The 19,942-nt window shown below is 65.9% G+C and carries 18 protein-coding genes and 2 tRNA genes; 11 read left to right on the plus strand and 9 right to left on the minus strand.

From position 1 onward, the window contains the following. Window positions 1-136: 136 nt before the first annotated feature. Both C1O66_RS20800 and C1O66_RS20805 read left to right on the plus strand, forming a co-directional pair. Window positions 137-1,354 (plus strand): serine hydrolase domain-containing protein, encoded by a 1,218-nt coding sequence (locus tag C1O66_RS20800; protein ID WP_102769941.1) that lies wholly within the window; start codon window positions 137-139, stop codon window positions 1,352-1,354. Between the two features lie 136 nt (window positions 1,355-1,490). Next, on the plus strand, window positions 1,491-2,267 hold the full coding sequence (locus C1O66_RS20805) for an alpha/beta fold hydrolase (RefSeq protein WP_243392905.1): 777 nt from the start codon (window positions 1,491-1,493) through the stop codon (window positions 2,265-2,267). A gap of 24 nt (window positions 2,268-2,291) precedes the next feature. Here the strand turns inward: C1O66_RS20805 and C1O66_RS20810 are convergent, their stop codons facing one another. Together C1O66_RS20810 and C1O66_RS20815 are read right to left on the minus strand one after the other, a co-directional pair. Next, on the minus strand, window positions 2,292-2,675 hold the full coding sequence (locus C1O66_RS20810) for a PilZ domain-containing protein (protein ID WP_223696834.1): 384 nt from the start codon (window positions 2,673-2,675) through the stop codon (window positions 2,292-2,294). Window positions 2,676-2,803: 128 nt separating this feature from the next. Next, window positions 2,804-3,250, minus strand: coding sequence for a hypothetical protein (locus tag C1O66_RS20815; protein ID WP_102769943.1), 447 nt, complete (start codon window positions 3,248-3,250; stop codon window positions 2,804-2,806). Between the two features lie 161 nt (window positions 3,251-3,411). Between C1O66_RS20815 and C1O66_RS20820 the strand changes: the two genes are divergently transcribed. After that, window positions 3,412-4,029, plus strand: a complete 618-nt coding sequence (locus C1O66_RS20820) for a DUF1134 domain-containing protein (RefSeq protein WP_207796048.1) — start codon at window positions 3,412-3,414, stop codon at window positions 4,027-4,029. Between the two features lie 215 nt (window positions 4,030-4,244). Beyond that, a complete protein-coding gene (locus C1O66_RS20825) occupies window positions 4,245-4,700 on the plus strand; it encodes a hypothetical protein (RefSeq protein ID WP_133155317.1) in 456 nt (151 codons plus the stop codon). A 53-nt stretch (window positions 4,701-4,753) separates the two neighbouring features. Here C1O66_RS20825 and C1O66_RS20830 read toward each other — a convergent pair whose 3' ends face one another. From C1O66_RS20830 to ppc, 4 genes are all read right to left on the minus strand, one after another. Next, a complete protein-coding gene (locus tag C1O66_RS20830; protein WP_102769945.1) occupies window positions 4,754-5,377 on the minus strand; it encodes a sensor histidine kinase in 624 nt (207 codons plus the stop codon). Further along, window positions 5,374-7,065 carry a response regulator gene (locus C1O66_RS20835; RefSeq protein ID WP_165794720.1) on the minus strand — a complete coding sequence of 564 codons (1,692 nt, stop codon included), beginning with the start codon at window positions 7,063-7,065 and terminating at the stop codon, window positions 5,374-5,376. The genes C1O66_RS20830 and C1O66_RS20835 overlap by 4 nt, the downstream gene beginning before the upstream one ends. A gap of 186 nt (window positions 7,066-7,251) precedes the next feature. After that, on the minus strand, window positions 7,252-7,455 hold the full coding sequence (locus C1O66_RS20840) for a YjfB family protein (protein WP_102769947.1): 204 nt from the start codon (window positions 7,453-7,455) through the stop codon (window positions 7,252-7,254). A 72-nt stretch (window positions 7,456-7,527) separates the two neighbouring features. Continuing rightward, the gene (gene ppc, locus C1O66_RS20845; RefSeq protein WP_102769948.1) at window positions 7,528-10,371 is read right to left on the minus strand and encodes a phosphoenolpyruvate carboxylase; all 2,844 of its coding nucleotides are present in this window, start codon (window positions 10,369-10,371) and stop codon (window positions 7,528-7,530) included. A gap of 117 nt (window positions 10,372-10,488) precedes the next feature. Here ppc and hemC point away from each other — a divergent pair, with 117 nt between their 5' ends. The 6 genes from hemC (at window position 10,489) to C1O66_RS20875 (ending at window position 15,309) form a co-directional block, all read left to right on the plus strand. Beyond that, complete coding sequence (hemC, locus tag C1O66_RS20850) at window positions 10,489-11,418, plus strand: hydroxymethylbilane synthase (protein WP_243392906.1); 930 nt, start codon at window positions 10,489-10,491, stop codon at window positions 11,416-11,418. Window positions 11,419-11,431: 13 nt separating this feature from the next. Beyond that, window positions 11,432-12,244, plus strand: a complete 813-nt coding sequence (locus tag C1O66_RS20855; RefSeq protein ID WP_165794721.1) for a uroporphyrinogen-III synthase — start codon at window positions 11,432-11,434, stop codon at window positions 12,242-12,244. Between the two features lie 79 nt (window positions 12,245-12,323). Next, window positions 12,324-13,433 carry a uroporphyrinogen-III C-methyltransferase gene (locus C1O66_RS20860; RefSeq protein WP_243392907.1) on the plus strand — a complete coding sequence of 370 codons (1,110 nt, stop codon included), beginning with the start codon at window positions 12,324-12,326 and terminating at the stop codon, window positions 13,431-13,433. A 65-nt stretch (window positions 13,434-13,498) separates the two neighbouring features. After that, window positions 13,499-14,746, plus strand: a complete 1,248-nt coding sequence (locus tag C1O66_RS20865; protein ID WP_102769950.1) for a heme biosynthesis HemY N-terminal domain-containing protein — start codon at window positions 13,499-13,501, stop codon at window positions 14,744-14,746. 59 nt (window positions 14,747-14,805) lie between these two features. Beyond that, window positions 14,806-14,882, plus strand: a tRNA-Arg gene (locus C1O66_RS20870). A 350-nt stretch (window positions 14,883-15,232) separates the two neighbouring features. Continuing rightward, a tRNA-Arg gene (locus tag C1O66_RS20875) sits at window positions 15,233-15,309 on the plus strand. A gap of 134 nt (window positions 15,310-15,443) precedes the next feature. On the opposite strand, the gene C1O66_RS20880 is transcribed toward C1O66_RS20875, so the two are convergent. Next, entirely contained in the window at window positions 15,444-16,616 is a 1,173-nt protein-coding gene (locus C1O66_RS20880; RefSeq protein ID WP_102769951.1) for a CaiB/BaiF CoA transferase family protein, read from the minus strand. A gap of 48 nt (window positions 16,617-16,664) precedes the next feature. On the opposite strand from C1O66_RS20880, the gene greB reads away from it, so the two are divergent. Next, window positions 16,665-17,231: a transcription elongation factor GreB gene (gene greB / locus C1O66_RS20885; RefSeq protein ID WP_102769952.1), complete on the plus strand. Its 567-nt coding sequence runs from the start codon at window positions 16,665-16,667 to the stop codon at window positions 17,229-17,231. A 3-nt stretch (window positions 17,232-17,234) separates the two neighbouring features. On the opposite strand, the gene C1O66_RS20890 is transcribed toward greB, so the two are convergent. Beyond that, the gene (locus C1O66_RS20890; RefSeq protein ID WP_102769953.1) at window positions 17,235-19,520 is read right to left on the minus strand and encodes a RelA/SpoT family protein; all 2,286 of its coding nucleotides are present in this window, start codon (window positions 19,518-19,520) and stop codon (window positions 17,235-17,237) included. 153 nt (window positions 19,521-19,673) lie between these two features. Beyond that, entirely contained in the window at window positions 19,674-19,877 is a 204-nt protein-coding gene (gene rpoZ / locus C1O66_RS20895; protein WP_102769954.1) for a DNA-directed RNA polymerase subunit omega, read from the minus strand. Window positions 19,878-19,942 lie beyond the last annotated feature (65 nt).

Raw genomic sequence — 19,942 nt, forward strand, 5'->3', positions numbered from 1 at the left:
CCGCGCTTTTTCTACCGAGGCCATATCCCGCTTGTTCTGCGCATGCGTAACTGGCAAGCTGCGCGGCTCCATGAAAACTGCTGTCTTTTTCTCATTTGGCAAGTGTCGCTTGCTGAGTCTCTTTCTTGCCCTTGCGATGGTGGGTCTGGACACGGCCGTGTCGGCTGCGCCGGACGAGGAGCGCTTGGGCCGCAGCCTGGGCTACCCGGTGGGGCAGGCCAGCAACTGGTTCACCTCCGAGCTGGTGCGTGTGGGCTCGTTCACCCATCAGGCCGAGATCCCTGGGTTGATGAATGGCAGCGTGCATGAGCTGGCTCCCAGCTCCCAGGTGATGCCGCTGATGCGAAGCGCACGTGAGCCGACGATCCGTTGGCATGTCGATGCGCTGCGCAATCTCAGTGTCGATGACTATCTGGCACGCCAACGCGTCATGGGGCTCTTGGTGATCAAGGACGGTGCTGTTCAGATTGAGCGTTATCAGTACCGCCGCAGTGCGCAGGACCGATTTCTCTCGAACTCCGTGGCCAAGTCCTTGGTGTCTCTTGCGATTGGCCTGGCTTTGCAAGATGGCAGTATCAAATCGATCGAAGATCCAGCCGAGCGATACGTCAGCAGTCTGGCGCACAGCCAATTCGGACGTGTGAGCTTGAGGGACCTCTTGCGCATGGCCTCGGGCGCTCGTTTCAGTGAGCGCTATGACGGCAGCGATGATCTGGAGTACTTCGGGCGCGTGGCGGCCCGCGAAGGACTGGAGCTCGCGGCGCAGCAGATCAGCGAGCGCGCGGCTGAGCCCGGCCAGCGTTTCAACTATGCCAGCGCCGACACCATCGTCCTGACTCTGGTCCTGCGTGCGGCCACCGGAAGCAGCCTGAGTGATTATCTGCAGCGTCGACTCTGGCAGCCCATGGGCGCTGAGAGCTCCGCCTTGTGGCGCACCGACCGTCAGGGTGTCGAGATTGGCAGCGGCAACTTCAACGCCACGCTACGCGACTACGGCCGTCTGGGCTGGCTTTTGGCCCATGACGGCCTGCGCCCGGATACCGGCCAGCAGGTGCTGCCACGCGAGTATGTGCAGGAGGCCACCGATGCCAGCCGCCATCCACCCCAGTTCGCGCCGGGCCAGGCCACGCCGTACTTCGGTTATGGCTATCAGTTCTGGACCTTCCCCGGGCGGGCACGACGCTTCGCCTTGCTGGGCGTGTATGGGCAGATGATTTTTGTCGATCCGGCGCTCAAGTTGGTGATGGTTCAAACCAGTGCGAACGCCAAGCCACGCGCGGGAGACACCAGCCTGGGGCGCGAGGCGGATGCCTTCTGGCGCGGCCTGGTCGCCCATTACGGTGGCAGTTGGTAAACCGAGGTTCGCTGTGCCGGCCTGCGGCTAGGATGCGCGCCAGGAGTGAAGTCTCATCATGCGAATTGAAATCGAAGCCGGAGTTCGGCTGTTTGTCGACGTGCAAGGCCCTGGCCTCCTACCTGATGGGCCGCGCATGCGCGAGCTGCCTACGCTGATCTGCATGCACGGTGGCCCGGGCTTTGACCACGCGGCTTTCAAGCCTGGCTTTGCCGCCTTGGCCGATGTGGCTCAAGTGATCTTCTATGACCACCGTGGCCATGGTCGCAGCGACCCGCGCCCGCCCGAGGAGTGGAACCTGGATACCTGGGCCGACGATGTGGTGCGGCTTTGTGACGCGCTGGGTTTGGTCAAGCCCATCGTGCTGGGGCAGAGCTTTGGCGGCTTTGTGGCACAACGTTATCTGGCTCGCCACCCAGCACATGCCGGCAAGGTCATCTTGTCCAGCACTTCGCATCACATGGGGCTGGAGCGCAAGCTGGCGGCGTTTGAGCGCCGCGGTGGCGCACACGCGAGGGCCTTGGCCGAGGACTTCTGGCTTCGGCCTTCGATGCAGACCTGGCATGCCTACTGGGATGGTGTGCGCAGCCTCTACAACACCCGTCCGCCGCTGGACCCTGACGCCGGCGCGAGAACCCTGATCAAGCCCGAGATTCTTTTGCACTTCGTGGCGGGTGAAAAGCAGCAGATGCAACTGCTGCCCGGCCTGGCCTCGGCGCAATGCCCGGTGCTGGTGATGTGCGGTGATCAGGATCCTGTGTGTCCGCCCGAAGATGCGCAGGAGATTGCAGACGCCTTGCCTGCGGGCTTGGGTGAGCTGGTGACTTTTGCTGGCGTCGGTCATGGTGCCTGGCGTGACGACCCGGACGCAGCATATGCTGTCTTGCGTCGATTCATCACGCAGCCACTGTGACTTGGGGCCGATGCCCCCGTTCGATCAGGCGCTGAACAGCGCGGCCAGTTCCCGTTCCACCAAACTCGCGTCGCCGAGGTTCATCTCGATCAGGCGGCGCAGATGGGTGATGCTCTCAATATCGATGCTGCGGCAGAGCATGCCGGCGCGGTCGTCATGCATATGGGCCAACTCGCCGGCCATGGAGATGGTGGTTTCGCCGTCGGCCAAGGTGATCTTGAGCAGGCAGGGCGTGCCCACATTCGCGCCGCTTCCTGATGGCAAGAGCAGCAGCGCACCTTTGAGGGAGAGGTCCAGCACCTGAGCTTGCAGGGCGGTCTGCGTGGTGATGAGTTCGGCTTTGACGTCGAAAGCGACGCGGGCGAACTGGCGGCGTTCGGTGTTGATGGCAGTCTCCCAAAGTCGCAAAGCGTGGACGCTCGAGGCGCTCAATGGATGCTAGCAGAGGGGGCAGCCCGCAGGCGCATGGAAAAAGGCCTCGAAACAGCCGCCTGATTCTCTCGGGGCGATGCTGCACTTGAGGCGTGCAGAGGCCCTCAGCCGCTCCAGGGTTCGCAGATGGTGCTGAGCTCCACAGCCTTGCGCAGGCGCGCAGGCACCACCGATTCCAAGCCCATGGATTCCAGCGTGTACCAGGCTGCGCGCAAATAGGCAGCAGTGGATTGCCGAGCTTCACCCATCGGCAGGCCACGCGGCTCCGCGTGATCCAGCGCCCGGCCCTCGGACTGGCGGCTTTGCATATGGCTGCGCGGTTCGATCACCGGCGCCCGGTAGCGCAGGGCGATGCGTGCCAGCAAGGTCTGCACCTCGTCGCTGTGCGCATGGGGCCCCAGCAATTTGGCCAGATCGCCCAGCACTTCCTCCGCAGCGGCTGCCAACAGGCGCGCTGCATGGTCGCTGCCCCCTGCCAGATAGAGGGCGGCGGCCAGGTCGGCGTATTCCAGGGCCAGCGCCAGCTTGGGCAGGTCGGGGTTCGAACTCATGGTGTAAGAAGATGCAGCAGCGCAGGCTGTTTCAGCGCCGCACAGTGTAGGCTGCGTGCGAGTGGCTACGAAGACAGTTTCACGTGCAGGCCTTCACGCAGCGCACGTGTGTGCTGATCAATCCTGCTGCAGATGGGTTTGAACTTGCAAGGAGGTGCCCCATGGGCGAACACATGATGGACCCGGATCGGCGCTCGCAACTGCGCCGCTTGGGCGGCTGGCTTGGAGCCGCCGCCTCGCTGAGCACGCTGGCTGCGCACAACGCACTCGCGGCACCGGCGACCGAGGATGAATCCAACAGCTACGACGAGGATTCCATTCTCAAGGCTGCGACCGATTTCTTTGGCAGCACCACCGAAGGTCTGGCCCGCGTGATCGAAAAGGCCTTCAAGGAGCAGGGCCGACCCAACGCATACGTCAAGGGCGAGGAAGTCAGTGCCGCGCTCAGCATTGGTCTTCGCTACGGTGAGGGACGTTTGCAGATGAAAACAGGCGCCAGTGCCCCGGTGTTCTGGGCCGGGCCTTCGATCGGTTTTGACGCCGGCGCGAATGCCTCCAAGGTATTCACCCTGGTCTACCACCTGCCCAAGGCCTCGGCCATCTACCAGCGCTTTCCAGGTGTGGATGGCAGTCTGTACTACGTGGGCGGCGCCGGCATCAATTACCAGCGCTTGAAGGGCATCACCTTGGCGCCCATCCGTCTTGGCGTGGGCATGCGGGCCGGCGCCAGCGTTGGCTATGTCCATTACCGGCGCGAGAAGAGCATCAATCCCTTCTGAGTTCCGGTCCATGCCCTGGCGGTTTGCAGATCCAGGCGCGGTGCCGAACCATTTTCATGCCGGGTTTTGGGGTTTTGATCCTTGTTTTCCTGGCCGTCGTCCCACAGCGCTTGGCGGCTGCTGACGCGACTTCTACGCTGACTCCCAGATCACGAGTTCGGGCCTGTGCCGGCCTCAAGGACTTGTGACACCTCAGACCTCAGAACGGAGTCCTCATGAAGAAGTCCACATCTCTTTCGGCAGCGCTCATGGCCGCGGTGACCTTGAGTCTGAATTTGGGTATTGCGCATGCTCAATCACAGTTGCAGCGCGTGGCTGTCATCGGCCCGGCTGCCGGTGATTTGAGCTTGCCGCCCCTGGGGGATGCCTGCCCCGGCTTTGCGCAAGTCTTGGATGATCAGCTCAGCTGGGTGGCTGAGCAAGAGGGTCGTGAATCGGTGGTGACCGTGGCTTTCAAGCTGGAAGGCGCGGAACCGATCGACCTGCGTGTGCAGGGCGGGGGGCTCAAGTACCGCCAAGCGGTTCGACGTGCCATGAATTTCATCAACTGTGTGCCTGGCGTGGCTCAAGGTGGTGCTTACAAGTTGCTGGTGAGTTTCAATGCCCGAACTGCCCAGCCTCACGCCGCCTTGCCGGCCCATGTGCTGGCTGCTCACGGGTCAGGGCGCTGAAAAGGTGGGCGCCGGAGCTTGCGCCTGCTCGCTTGAAACTCAGGCCTGAGGCCTCAGGGCAGCCAGATCTCGAACCGGGTTCCACGCTGGCGTTGCGCCGCGTCGCGTGGCTTCAACACGACTCGGCCCTGGCGTTCGCCGAGCTGATGAGCTCGGGCAACGGCCGCGCAGAGCTCCAAGCCCAGGCCCGTGGATGAGCGGGCGGCAGGGTCTTTGGCGTCCAGACCCAAACCGTCATCCTCGACGGCCAGCACCAGGAAGCCATCCTCAAGCTGGGCGCTCAGGCGCACTTCGCTGCGCGCGAATCGCCAGGCGTTGTGCAGGGCCGCTTCCAGGGCCAGGCGCACCAAGCGTGGGTCGAAGTACCAGAAGGCAGGCGCAGCTGTGCAGTCATCCAGGCTCAGCGGAGCGCCGTCAGGGCGTGAGTCCACGCGCAGCATCTGCTGGAGGAATTCCCGCGGCGACTCATCCTCCATTTGCGCCGTGAGCCTGGCATGAGGGGTGGCGTAAACCGTCAGATACGCTATCAGGCGTTGGCGCAGCTGGGCGCAGTGCAAATGGGCGCGGTGGGCAGCCTCGGCCTCAGGCGCTTCAACCAGCAGGCTCAATTCAGCCTCCAGCACGCCAAGCTGGTTCTTGAGGTCATGGACCAGCAAGGCCAGCAGCTCGCGATTCATGCGCCAGCGCGGCCAGCCGGTGCCGCAGTCGCGCTGATGCTGAAGGGCGAATTGCCCTGCAAGGCGGCCAAAGTCTCCCGCAGGTAGCGGCGCATCTGGGCCACGCGATCGTTGCCGGGCATCAGCTTTTCCAGCCGGGCCAGATAGTCGCGCACCTGGTTGAGACGGCTGTCGTCGAGCTTCTTTTTCAAGCGCAGCGCCATGCAGTTCATCTGCGCGCATTCCAGCAGCACGGTGGTGTTCTCGGGGTACTCGGCCAGCTCAGCCTCGATGGCCTGCAGCGCTTCATCGAGCTGCCCGGCGCGCAGCAGCATCTTGGCCTCGTGCAAACGGGTCTTGAGGCCCTTGCTGGCGGCATGGACCACGCCCTCGATCTGGTCCTTGTGGCCGGTGTCATTCAAGGCCTTGCAGGCCAGCTGCTGGATGCGGCTGTTTTCATGGTCGGCGCTGACCGCCTGGTTGATCAGCTTCAGCCCCGTTTCGATCTGGCCCGTCAGCAAGGCGGCGCGTGCCAGGGTGACGGTGGCGAAATCGGCCTTGCCGGTCATGGGCGCTTGGGCCAGAGCCTGCTCGGCTTCGCGGGCGGCTTTCTCGCTCTCGCCTTGCAGGGCATGGGCTTGCGCGCGCAGGGCCAGGGCCACGGCTTCGAATTCGGGCTCCTGAGCGCCGCGGGTGGCTCGGGTGGCGCTGTCGGCGATCAATTCCAGCGCTTCCTTGGTTTCGCCCAGGTCGATCTGGGTCTGGGCCAGGGACAGCAGATCCTGTGCCTGCGCCGTGATCGCGCCCTGGCTGAACTTGACGGCTTTTTGCAGGCTGGCCTTGGCGGTGGCGAGATCACCGTTGCGGTAGGCGCTCTCGGCCAGTTGGCGCTGGCGCCGTGCCGAAGGCACGACCTGGGCGCTCTTTTTCATCATCTGCATGGCGGCACCGTGGTCGCCCAGGGCTTCCAGGGCTTGGGCGGCGATGTCGTAAGCGGCCAGGTTCTTGTCGCCCTCGGGTGAGCTGAGGATGGCCTGGGCCAAGCGTTTGGCCTCCTCGAACTTGCCGGCCGCTTTCTGTGCCCGGGCCAGGCCGATCTGGGCCCACATCAGGCCGGCACGCAGGTCCAGCGCACCCTGGTAGACCTGGCGCGCTTCATCGGCATTGCCGAGGTCCAGCAAGGTCTGGCCCTTGATCTGCAGGGCATGCATGAACCAGCGGTCTTTCTTGGCCAGCAAGGCGTCGCAGGCGAGCAGGGCGGCGGGCAGATCGTTCTTGCTCAGGGCTTTGTTGATGTCGAGCAGGGCGTGGCGCTTGTCGAGCTGGCTTTTGAGCCGGTCTTCGATGTCCCCGGCGGTGATGGGCTTGAGTAGGTAGGCGTCGGGCATGTGCTCGCTCGCTGACGCCACCGAGTTGTAGTTGCTCTCGGCCGTGATCATGAAGAACAAGGTGTCTTGCGCCAGCAGCCGACCTTCACGCAGGAACTCGAACAGCTGCTGGCCGTCGGTCTTGTGGTTGAGGTTGTAGTCGCACAGGATCAGGCCGTAGTGCTTGGCGCGCACCATGCGCAGTGCGTCTTCGGCCGAGCCTGCGGCATCGATCTTGCCGATGCCCAGCATGCCCAGCTGGCCGCGCAGCGTGGTCTGCTGGGTGGCCATATCGTCCACGACCAGGGCTTCAATCTTGGAGTACGGGGTATCGACGCGCATAAGCTCCCTTGTGCACATGGCAACGCGGTCGCTGGGCTGGTGTCGCTCGGCTTGCGTTGCAAGCCTGAGCGATCAGCGCCCAGTGTTTGATGGCAAGCTTACAGGAGCTCGGCGGCGCTGAGGCGCGGAGTTGAGGTGGGATCTAGGGCCGAAACGCCGCCCAGCAATCACCGGGCGGCGGCGGCCTCAGGCGTAGACGTTGAGCCGGGTGCCCAGCGAGCCCGAGCTGGCCAGGGCCGGCTGGGCCGGCAGTGCGTCCAGCAGTTGCAGGGCGCCCTGCGCTTGCTGGTCGATGGCTTTTTTCAGCACCAGCATCTGCGCGCTCGATTGCACGCTGCCAGGCGCGGCGGAGCCGGCCTTGTGGACCAGGGCGGTGTTGGCGAGTTCCATGCGGGGCTCCTTGGTGCGGCTGCTGCTTCTTCCGCAGTTGTCGGCCGCCCCGGCCTGGAACTTGAGCCCGGATCAGCCGGTGTTGCGCAAACCCGCGGCGATGCCGTTGATCGACAGATGGATGCCGCGCTGGACGCGTTCCATGCTGGGGTCGCTGGCGCGGCTCTCCAGCGGCACCGCGCGGTAGCGGCGCAGCAGCTCGACCTGCAGGTGGTTGAGCGGGTCGATGTAGGGGAAGCGGTGGCTGATCGATCGCGCCAGGGCCGGGTTGCCGGCCAGGCGCTCGCGCTCGCCCGTGATCAGGCTCAGCGCCAGGCTGGTGCGCTCGAACTCGGCCTTGACCGCGGCGCATATCTTCTTGCCCAGGCGCTTGTCTTCGACCAGGTCGACATAGCGCTCGGCAATCGCCAGATCGGTCTTGGCCAGCACCATGTCCAGGTTGGACAGCAGGGTGCGGAAGAAAGGCCATTGCTTGAACATGCGCTTGAGCAAGCCCAGGTTCTTGGCATGCTGCTCGCTCCCCTCGGGGCCGAGGAACTCAAGCACGGCCGAGCCGAAGCCGCACCAGCCGGGCAGGGCGACCCGGCTCTGGCCCCAGCTGAAGCCCCAGGGGATGGCGCGCAGGTCTTCGATGGCCCGGGTGGGCTTGCGCGAGGCTGGGCGCGAGCCGATATTGAGCTCGGCAATCTCGCGGATGGGCGTGGCGGCGAAGAAATACTCGGCAAAGCCGGGCGTGTCGTAGACCAGGCCGCGGTAGGCGCCGAAGCTCAGGTCCGACAGCGCTTGCGCGGCCTCCAGGAAGCTCTTGGGCGCACTCTTGGTCGGGTGCAGCAGGGTGGCTTCCAGCGTGGCGGCCACCAGGGTTTCCAGATTGCGCCGGCCGATCTCGGGGTTGGCGTATTTGGAGGCGATCACCTCGCCCTGCTCGGTCAGGCGGATCTGGCCATTCACCGTGCCCGGTGGCTGGGCCAGGATGGCCTGGTAGCTCGGGCCGCCGCCGCGGCCCACCGTGCCGCCGCGGCCGTGGAACAGGCGCAGGGTGATGCCGCGGGCCTCGGGCAGGGTGGCGAACATCTCGACCAGGGCGATTTCGGCGCGGTAAAGCTCCCAGCTGCTGGTGAACACGCCGCCATCCTTGTTGGAGTCGGAATAGCCCAGCATGATGTCCTGCTCACCGCCGCTGCGCTTGAGCAGGGCTGAGATGCCGGGCAGGGCGTAGAACTCGGCCATGATGAGCGGCGCCTCGCGCAGGTCACCGATGGTCTCGAACAGCGGCGAGACGATCAGGTCGCTGACCGCTTCGCCGTCCAGCGTGCCGCGCAGCAGGCCGACTTCCTTGAGCAGCAGCAGCACCTCCAGCAGGTCGCTGACCGACTCGGTGTGGCTGATGATGTAGTGGCGCAGCGCCTCGCGGCCGAAGCGCTGCAGGCTTTCCAGCGCCGCCTCGAAGATGGCCAGCTCGCCCACCGTCTTCTCGCTGTACTGGGCGCCGTGCACGCGCAGTGGCCGGGCGTCTTGCAGCAGGCGCAGCAGCAGGGCGCGGCGGCCGGCTTCGTCCAGGGCGCTGTAATCGGCCTCGACGCGGGCGGTGCTCAGCAGCTCGGCGATCACCGCCTCATGCTGGTCCGAGCTCTGGCGCAGGTCCAGCGTGGCCAGGTGGAAGCCGAACACGCGTACGGCGCGCATCAGGGGCTTCAGGCGCGGCGCGATCAGGGCGCCGGCATGGTGGCTGCGCAGCGAGCGCTCGATCACCTGCAGATCGGCCAGCAATTCGTCCGGGCTGGCGTAGGGCGCTTGCGGGGCCACGGCGTGGCGCAGGGCCTCGGTGCCGGTCAGCTGCTGCAAGCTGGCGGCGGCGCGTGCGTACATGCCGGTCAGGGCGCGGCGGTAGGGCTCGTCCATGCGGTGCTCGTTGCGGTCCGGGCTGCGCTCGGCCAAGGCCTGCATCTCGGGCGTGACTTGTGCCAACCGAGCCGAGATGGACAGCTCCGCGCCCAGCTCATGCAGCTCGGTCAGGTAGTGGCGCAGCGCCACCTCGCTCTGGCGCGAGAGCGCATGGCGCAAGGTGGTGGCGGTGACATTGGGGTTGCCGTCGCGGTCGCCGCCGATCCAGTGGCCCATGCGCAGAAAGCTGTTGAACTCATGGCCGGGCAGAGCCTCTTCCAGCTCGGCGTAGAGCTTGGGGATCTGGCGCAGGAAAGTGGCCTGGTAGTAGGACAGGGCGTTCTCGATCTCGTCGGCCACGGTCAGCTTGCTGTAGCGCAGCATGCGGGTCTGCCAGAGCTGGGTCACGCGGGCGCGGATCAAGGCCTCGTTGTCGCGGCGTTCGCGCTCGCTGTGCAGGCTGTCGCGCTGCTCCACCAGCTGGGCCACGGCACGCTCGGCATCGAGGATGCTCTTGCGCTGCACCTCGGTCGGGTGGGCGGTCAGCACCGGTGAGATGAAACCGTGCTGCAAGGTCTTGGCGATCTCGGCCGGGCGCACGCCGGCCTCGTGCAGGCGCTCCAGGGCAAAGGCCAGCGAGCCCTCGGCCAGGCTGCCGGCGCGCTCGTGCACCTCGCGGCGGCGCACATGGTGGCGGTCCTCGGCGATATTGGCCAGGTGCGAGAAATAGCTGAAGGCACGGATCACGCTGACCGTCTGCTCGCCCGACAGGCTCTTGAGCAGCTTGTCAAAGCTCTTGCCCGCGGCGGCATCGTGCTTGTGGCGGAAAGCCACCGAAAGCTGGCGGATGCGCTCGACCAACTCGTAGGCCTCACGGCCTTCCTGCTCGCGGATCACCTCGCCCAGAATCCGCCCCAGCAGGCGGATGTCGTCCATCAGCGGCTGGTTTTTGTCGGCGGCCTGGCGGCTGCTGGTGGGGGCCGGAGGGGCGGACTTGGCGCGACGCGGGGTGGCTTTCGAGGAGGCGGGCATGGCGGGGCTCGGCTGGACAGGGGTGATGTAACAAGGTTACGTTAATCCAACTCTAGCAGTTTCTTCGGCTCGCCAATTTCGGCTGAGTTACAACAGCCGCCTGCTAGCATGCCGGCCATGAAAGAAACCATCGTCATCGCCACGCGCGAAAGCCGTCTGGCCCTCTGGCAGGCCGAGCATGTCAAGGCGCTGCTGGAGCACAGCCTGCATCTCAACGTCGAGCTGCTGGGCATGACCACTCGCGGCGACCAGATCCTCGACCGCACCCTGTCCAAGGTCGGCGGCAAGGGCTTGTTCGTGAAAGAGCTTGAAACCGCGCTGGAAGAGGGCCGTGCCCATCTGGCCGTGCATTCACTCAAGGACGTGCCCATGGAGCTGCCCGAGGGCTTCGCCCTGGCTGCCATCCTGGAGCGCGAAGACCCGCGCGATGCTCTGGTGTCCAACCGTTATGCCTCTCTGACCGAGTTGCCGCAGGGTGCCTTGGTCGGTACCTCCAGCCTGCGCCGCATGGCCCAGCTCAAGGCCTTGCGTCCCGATCTGCGCATCGAACCGCTGCGCGGCAATCTCGACACCCGCTTGCGCAAGCTCGATGAAGGTGGCTACGACGCCATCGTCCTGGCCGCGGCCGGCCTCAAGCGCCTGGGCCTGGCGGATCGCATCCGCAGCCATTTCAGCGTCGAGGAGATGATTCCTTGCGCCGGCCAAGGCGCCCTCGGCATCGAGCTGCGCGCCGATGCGGCAGAACTCAACGCTCAGCTGGCCACCTTGATCGACCGCCCGACCTGGCTGGCCACGCAGACCGAACGCGCCGTTTCGCGCAGCCTTGGCGGCAGCTGCAGCATGCCGCTTGCAGCCCATGCGCGCTGGCAGGGCGAGCAGTTGCTGGTGGCCGTGGCCCTGGGCCATGCCGAGTCGCCCGAGCGGCCTTTGCTGAAGACGCAGCTGCAGGCCGTGGTGCGCAGCGATGCCGAAGCCGTGGCCTTGGGCGAGCAGGCGGCCCAAGCCCTGCGTGATCTGGGTGCGGCGGACTATCTGCCCGCAGCCTGACTCGCTCGCCGCCATGGCGTCGCCCGAAACGGCCGCTTTGCAATTGATCCTGACCCGGCCGCAGCAGCAGGCCGGCGACTGGCTGCAGCGCTTGCAAGCGCAGGGCGTGCCGGCGCGCAGCTTTCCGCTGCTGGCCATCAGCCCCGCGGCGCCCGAGCAGGCTCAAGCGGCCTGGGCGGCCTTGCCACGGGCGCGTCTGGCCTTCTTCGTCAGCCCCAATGCGGTCGAGGGCTTTTTTGCGCAAGCACCGGCGGGCTTTGAATGGCCCGCGGCCTGTCTGGCCGCCTGTGTCGGGCCCGGCAGCGCGCGCGCCTTGCAGGCGGCCGGCGTGCCGGCTTCCCGCATCATCCAGCCGCCGGCCGACGCGCCCAGCCTCGACTCCGAGCACTTGTGGCCCCAGCTCAGCGGCATGGGTTGGCAAGGCCAGGCGGTGCTGATGCTGCGTGGTGAGGGCGGCCGCGACTGGCTGGCCGAGCGCTTGCGCGAGCGCGGTGCGGCGCCGGTTGAGTTCTTCAGCGTCTACCGGCGCGGCTGCCCGCAGCTGGATGCGGCGCAGCAGCAGGAGCTGGCCGATCTGCTCGCGCAGCCACAGCGCATGCTCTGGCTGTTCAGCAGCGGCGAGGCGGTTGGACACCTGCACAGCCTGGCGCCGGCCGGCGTGGACTGGTCTCGTCAGCGCTGCCTGGCCACCCACGTCCGCATCGCCGAGCGCGCGCGCGCCGAGGGCTGGGGGCATGTGGTTTTGACGCGACCCGACGCGGCCGCCGTGGCCCAAGCCTTCGGTGCGGTGCAGGCCGACGCCTACAATCATTTTCACTGTGAGTGATGCCCAAACCCCCCCTCTCGACGCCACGACGGGCGCTGCTGCGCCCGCCAGCGATGCGCCCGGCGCGAGCCTGAATTCCGTGACTTCCGTTCCCGCTGCCGCGCTGCCCGCCGCCGCCTTGCCGAGCTGGGTGCCGGTGACCCTGCTGTTGCTTGGCGTCGCCTCGCTGGCCGGTGTCGGCCTGGCATGGCAAGGCCTGAGTCGCCAGCAAGCGCTGGAGCAAGAGCTGGTGCGCCGCCAGGAGCTGGTGCAGGCCGAGGCCAGCGAGGCCCGTGCCGCTTCGCGCCAGTCGCAAGACCTGACCCGTGACACGGCCGCCAAGGTGGCGCTGCTCGATGCCCGCCTGGCCGAGGTGGCCTTGCAGCGCGGGCAGCTGGAAGAGTTGATCCAGTCCATGTCCCGCTCGCGCGATGAGAATGTGATCGGCGACATCGAAGCCTCCATCCGCGTGGCCCTGCAGCAGGCTGCCGTGACCGGCAGCGTCGAGCCCTTGGTGGCCACGCTCAAGCAGGCCGACGAGCGCCTGCTGCGCTACAAGCAACCACGTATGGAAGGCGTGCGCCGCGCCGTGGCGCGCGATCTGGACCGCGTCAAGGCCATCAGCGTGGTCGATGTGTCCACCCTGACCATCAAGCTCGACGAGGTGGTGCGCCTGCTCGACGAACTGCCCCTGCTGGCGGTGGCCGAGCGTGGCGGCGAGCCGGCGACGGCGCCGGGCCGTGCTGGCAAGCCGAGCGGAGCCAGCGCCAAGGCGCAAGACGGCAAGGCCGATGCGGCACCGGGCGAGGACGACGGCGCGCTGTCGGTCTGGTGGTGGCGTGCCAAGACCCGACTGGCCGAGATGGCGGGCCTGGTCTGGGGTGAGACCCGCACCCTGGTTCGCGTCACCCGCATCGACCATCCCGAGGCGGTGCTGCTGGCGCCCGAGCAGGCGTTTTTCCTGCGCGAGAACCTCAAGCTGCGCCTGCTCAATGCCCGCCTGGCCTTGCTCAGTCGCCAGTTCGACACCGCGCAGGCCGATCTGCGTGACAGCCAGGACGTGCTGAACCATTACTTCGACGCCCGCTCCCGCAAGGTCAGCTCGGCCATCGATCTGGTGCGCCAGGTCGCCGGTCAGGCGCGCCAGGTCAGCGTGCCGCGCCCCGATGACACCCTGGCTGCTTTGGCGGCCGCTGCGGCGGGCCGCTGATTGCCCGGAGCAGGCCCGCGGTCGACTCCCAACTTCAAAAAAGAACGAAAGCAAAGGTTCGGTTCATGCGTACCGTGGTGTGGTTGGTCCTTTTGTTCACCGTGGCGGTGGTGGCCGCGCTGGCCTTGGGCCAGAACGATGGGCTGGCCAGCTTCTACTGGAATGGCTGGCGCCTGGATGTGTCCTTGAACCTGTTCCTGCTGGCCTTGGTCGGCACCTGCTTTGCCTTGGTCACCGCCATCCAGACCATCGGCGCCTTGACCAGCCTGCCGCGCCGTGCGCACGAGTGGCGTCTGGCCCAGCGCGAGCGCGGCGCCCAACTGGCCTTGCGCGATGCCTTGGCCGAGTTCTTCGGCGCCCGTTACGGACGCGCCCAGAAGGCCGCCCAGCGTGCGCTCAGCATCCATGCCCAGACGCCCGCGTTGCAGCAGGACGAGGGCTTTCTGGCCCTGGGCCATCTGCTCTCGGCCAGCAGCGCCCATCGCCTGCAGGACAAGCGCCGCCGTGATGAGCAGCTGCAGCTGGCGCTGGATGCCGCCAAGCGCTCGCCGCAAGGCCGTGCGCAGGAGGAGGGCGCCCGTTTGCTGGCTGCCGAGTGGGCGCTGGACGACCGTGATGCGCCGCGTGCGTTGAGCCTGCTGGCTGAGCTCTCCCCGGGCGTGGCGCGCCGTACCCAGGCCCTGCGACTGAAGCTGCAGGCCAGCCGTTTGGCCAAGCAGCCGCTGGAGGCGCTGCGCACCGCGCGCCTGCTGGCCAAGCACCAGGGCTTCTCCAAGGTCGCCGCCCAGGGCCTGCTGCGCTCACTGGCCTTCGAGGCGCTGGATGCCGCCCGAGATGCCGACCAGCTTCGCTCTGTCTGGCAGCAACTGGACAGCGCCGACCGCCGTGATGTGTTTGTGGCCGCGCGCGCGGCACAGCGGGCGGGTGCGCTTGGCGTGCCAGACGATGGCCGCGGCTGGCTGCGGCCTTTCTGGGACGATGTTGCCGAGCTGGGTGCGGACGAACGGGCGACGCTGGCCGAAGCCTTGGTGCTGGTCTTGCCCGGCCTGGGCCCTGAATGGTTGCAGCGTCTGGAGACGGCGGTGCAGCGCTTCCCGCGCGACCGGGCCTTCAGCTATGCCCTGGGCCATGCGCTGGCCGAGCGCCAGCTTTGGGGCAAGGCACGCTTGATCCTGGAGCAGGTGGCCGATGATTCCAGTCTGGGCACGGCCGCGCGCCGCCGCAGCTGGTTGGTGCTGGCCCATCTGGCCGAGCAGGACGGCGATCTGGACCGCCGCGCCCGCTGCCACGAGGCGGCCGCCACGCTGGTTTGAGTCAAAAAATTGAAAAGTCTTCCCAAGCCTAAACAAAGCATGCTATAGTGCAAGGCTTCGCGGCTGTAGCTCAGTTGGATAGAGTACTTGGCTACGAACCAAGGGGTCGTGGGTTCGAATCCTGCCAGCCGCACCAACAATAAGAAAAGAAAAGGTCAGCGAGTAATTGCTGACCTTTTTAATTTAGGTTTGATCTCGGATTGAGTTTCAAATGCCTTGAATGTTCCTCGGACGAGGTGTTTGGAGTTTGAAAAGAGGCGCCGCCGAGTTTGGCTTGTCAGCTCAACTGGCGTGGCGTGAAGTACATCTGTGGTGACGCGGATGAGGGTATTGAGAGTTGAGGCGAAGTTTTGAAGCGACGCCTTGGCTTTGAAGTTTGACCCCTCGTTTTGCTGGCGTTTGAAAATCAGCTTCGGCGATGTTTTCAAAAAGTTTGCAAAAGTATTGTTCGGTACAAAAATACCGTGCTATAGTAGAGGGCTTGGAGCGGCTGTAGCTCAGTTGGATAGAGTACTTGGCTACGAACCAAGGGGTCGTGGGTTCGAATCCTGCCAGCCGCACCAAACTAACAAAATGTCGCACGAAGCGTCCGAAAGGAAATTCGATGCCGACGCAAACAAGCCTCAGTGAGAAATCGCTGGGGCTTTTTTTGTTTTGGACTCGGCTGGACGCGTCAGGCGCCTCGCATGAGCGGCACTCAAGTCTTGTGCGATTTCCGCGCGGCGTGAAGCTCGGTCAATATCTCTTCCGTGTGCTGGCCCACATGTGGCCCGGCCTCGGGTGTCCGCAAGCGGCTGCGTGAAAAGCGCGGGGCCGGGGAGGGTTGCCAATGGCCGTCGATGCGCACATGGTTGCTCCGAGCCTGCGCGTGCGCATGCGCGGCCGCCTCGTCCAGGCTGAGCACGGGCGCCACGCAGCAATCCAGATCGGCCAGGTCCTGCTCCCACAGGGCCCGGCTGCGCGTCTTGATCCGCTCGGCCACGCGGGCGCGCAGGGCGGGCCAGTGTTCGGTGTTCATGTGCTGGGCCGGGTCGACGTCGTGAAGGCCCAAACCCTGGAGCAAGCGCGCATAGAACTGCGGCTCGATGGCGCCCAGGCTCAGGTGACCGCCGTCGGCGCATTCAAAACAGTCGTAAAAGGGCGAGCTGTGCAGAAAGAAGTTGTCGGCGGGCCGCTCGCTCCACTGACCCTCGCTGCGCAGGGCTGAAACCAGGCCGCCGAGCAGGCCCAGGCCATCGAGAATGGCCGCGTCGATCACCTGCCCGTGGCCTGAGCGCTGGGCCTCCAGCAAGGCGCTCAGCAGGCCAAGGGCCAGCAGCATCGCCCCGCCGCCCATATCGCCGAGCAAGCTGGCTGGCGCACTCGGCGCCTGCCCCGGCCTGGAGGCGATGGAGAGCGCGCCACTCAATGCCAGGTAATTGATGTCGTGACCGGCGCACTGGGCCAGCGGCCCGGTCTGGCCCCAGCCGGTCACCCGGCCGTAGACCAGGCGCGGATGTGTGGCCTCAAACACCTCCGGCCCCAGGCCGAGGCGCTCCATCACCCCGGGGCGGAAGCCTTCGATCGCAGCATCCGCGCTGTGGATCAGTTCCAGCGCCGTGCGCTGCCCGGCATCGCTTTTCAAGTCGAGCACGATGGACCGCTTGCCGCGATTCAGTGCGCGCGCGTTGCCGATGCTGCGTGAGCCTGCGCTGATGGGGCGATCGATCACGATCACGTCGGCGCCCAGGTCGGCCAGCACCATGCCGCACATTGGTGCTGGGCCGAGCCCGGCCAGTTCGATCACGCGAATGCCCTGCAAAGGGCCGGAGGCTGAAGGGTCCTGTGGGGTCCTGCGGTTGTTGTCGTGTTCGCTGCTGCGTTCGCTCATCTGCGGACCTTCTCTTCGGTTGGCAAAGCTTGCAGAGACAATACACGCATGAGCAAGGCATTCACCAAGGAAAGTGACGCGGATGACGACGAGGACCTGGCGCTGCCAGCCTTGCCGCAGGGGGCGCGCAACTACATGACGCCGCAGGGCTATGCCCGCATGCGGGCGGAGTTCATGGCGCTGCTCGATGTCGAGCGGCCCAAGATCGTCGAGATCGTGTCCTGGGCGGCCAAGAACGGCGATCGCAGCGAGAACGGCGACTACCTCTACGGCAAGAAACGATTGCGCGAGATCGATCGGCGCCTGCGTTTCCTCAACAAGCGCCTGGATCTGGCCGAGGTGGCCGACCCCAGCCTGCACCACGGCAACGAGCAGATCTTTTTCGGCGCCACCGTCACCTACGCCACCGCCAAAGGCGAGGAGCGCACCATCACCATCAAGGGCATCGATGAATCCGACAGCCTGGCTGGCGAGGTCTCCTGGGTGTCGCCGATTGCCCGTGTGCTCTTGAAGGCGCGGGTCGGCGATGAGCTGCAGCTGATGACGCCGGGTGGCGTCGAGCAGATCGAGGTGCTGGAGGTCAGCTACCCGAAGCCGGAGTCGTCAAAGGCTTGATGCCTAGGGCTTGACGCGCCAGACCCGCAGCACGGCGGGCGAGCGCTTGAGGGTGCGCAGCACATCGGCCAGGTGCAGGCGGTCGCGAACCGAGAGGATGAGGTTCATCTCGGCGGTTTCGCGCTGCTGCATCTCGTCGCTCATCATGATGTGGGTGATGTCGGCCTCCGCCGCGCTGACGGCCGAGGCCACTTGCGCCAGCACGCCCTTGCCATTCTTCAGCAGCAGGGACACGGCGGCTTCGAAAGGACGGGTCAGCTCTTCGGCCCAGTTGACGGCGATCCAATGCTCGGCATCGCGCTGGAACAGCTTGCGGCCGACCTGGCATTCGGCCGTGTGCACCAGCAGGCCTTCACCGCGGCCCAGATAACCCTTGATTTCATCGCCGGGGATGGGGCGGCAGCAGGCTGCCAGACGCACCGAGGCGCCTTCGCTGCCGTCCAGCGTGACCTGGCCTTGCGAGGGGCCATCGTCCGCCGTGAAGCGGCCGATGCTGAGCATGACGGCATCGGGCCGCTGGCCTTGCTCGGCCAGCATGCGGGCCAGCTTCTTGGCCACGATGGTGGCGATCTTTCGGCCCAGACCGATCTCGACGAGCAGCTCGTCGGCATGGCGGTTGCCGGCCCAACGGGCCAGTTGCTGCCAGAGTTGAGCGGCATCGTCGTCTTCGTCGTTCAGGCTGGGCAGGCTCAGGCCTTCGGCACGCAGGGCCTGGGCCAGCATCTTCTCGCCCAGATCGCGGCTTTCTTCCTGCTCCAGGTTCTTCAGGAAGTGGCGGATCTTGGAGCGCGCGCGGCCGGTGCGAACAAAGCTGAGCCAGGCCGGATTGGGGCGGGCGCCGGCGGCGGTGACAATCTCCACCACATCGCCGCTGCGCAGCTCGGCCCGCAGGGGCACGGGTTCGCCGTTGATCTGTGCGGCCACGCAATGGTCGCCCACATCGGAGTGGATGGCGTAGGCAAAGTCCACCGGTGTGGCGCCCTTGGGCAGGGCCATGATGCGGCTCTTGGGGGTGAAGACGTAGACCGCATCGGGGAACAGGTCGATCTTGACGTGTTCCAGGAACTCGTTGGCGTCGCGGGTCTCGTCCTGGATGTCGATCAGGGACTGCAGCCAGCGCGAGCCCAGCTGTTGCGCGCTCTCGGCGCTGGTGCCACTGGGGTTGCCGCCTTTTTTGTAGAGCCAGTGCGCGGCCACGCCTTTTTCCGCCACCATGTGCATGGCCTCGGTGCGGATCTGGAACTCCACCGGTGTGCCCAGCGGGCTGACCAAGGTGGTGTGCAGGCTCTGGTAGCCGTTGGGCTTGGGGATGGCGATGTAGTCCTTGAAACGGCCTGGCTGCGGTTTGTAGAGCTGGTGCAGCACGCCCAGGGACAAATAGCACTGCGGCAGCTCGTCCACCACGACACGGAAGCCGAAGATGTCGCTGACCTGGGCAAAGCTCAGGTGCTTTTCGCGCATCTTCTTGTAGATGGAGTAGATGGCTTTCTCGCGGCCGTGGATCTGCACCGGGTGGGCGCCATCGGCAAAGGCCTTGACGACATCGCGCTCGATGCGCGACACCAGATCGCGGCGGTTGCCGCGGGCCTTTGTGATGGCCTTGGACAGGGCGGCATGCCGCCAGGGATGGATGTGCTGGAAGGACAGGTCCTGCAGCTCGCGGTAGATCTCGTTCAGGCCCAGGCGGTGGGCGATGGGCGCGTAGATGTCCAGGGTTTCGCGCGCGATGCGGCGGCGCTTGGGCGCGGCCATGGCCTCCATGGTGCGCATATTGTGCAGACGGTCGGCCAGCTTGATCAGGATGACGCGCACATCGCGCGCCATGGCCAGGAGCATCTTGCGGAAGGATTCGGCCTGGGATTCTTCCTTGGTCGAGAACTGCAGCTTGTCCAACTTGGTCAGGCCGTCCACCAGCTCGGCGGTGGGGGCCTCAAAGCGCTCGATCAGCTCGGTCTTAGTGACGCCGCAGTCTTCCATGGCGTCGTGCATCAGGGCGGCCATGATGGCCTGGGCGTCGAGGCGCCACTCGGCACAGATGCCGGCCACCGCAATCGGATGGGTGATGTAGGGCTCGCCGCTGGCCCGGAACTGGCCCAGATGCGCCTCATCGGCGAATTTGTAGGCTTCGCGGATGCGCTTGATGTCGCCCTTGGGCAGATAGCCCAGGTGCTGAACCAGGGCGTCAAACGACGCCGCCTCGGCAGCCGTTGGCTCGGGGGCGGGGCGCAGGCCCGACAGACCGCTCAGGGCAGCAGGCAGGCGGGAGACGGCAAATGATCGAAAACCCATGGCCCGAATTTAACCGATGAATTTGCGTGCCATCTGCGCCAGCGCACAAGACCGTGCCATTCGGCATCCTTGAGCGCTCGCGCAGGCGTCAGAAACGACAACGGGCGCCCGAAGGCGCCCGTGTGTGCAATCAAATGCAGCGAGAAGCTGGAATCAGACCGGCACCTTGCGCAGCATTTCGATGCCGACTTCGCCGGCGGCGATTTCGCGCAGGGCGGTGATGCCGGGCTTGTTCTTGCTGTCGACCTTGGGGGTGTGGCCTTGGCTCAGCATGCGGGCGCGGTAGGTTGCGGCGAGCACCAGCTGGAAGCGGTTGGGGATCTTGGTCAGGCAGTCTTCGACGGTGATGCGGGCCATGTGTGGATTCCAGTTCAGGTGTTCAGGAGGATCGGTTTCTGAGGCGTGGTGCCGTGCACCGGGGC

The sequence above is a fragment of the Paucibacter aquatile genome, assembly GCF_002885975.1.
Lineage (GTDB): Bacteria > Pseudomonadota > Gammaproteobacteria > Burkholderiales > Burkholderiaceae_C > Paucibacter_A > Paucibacter_A aquatilis.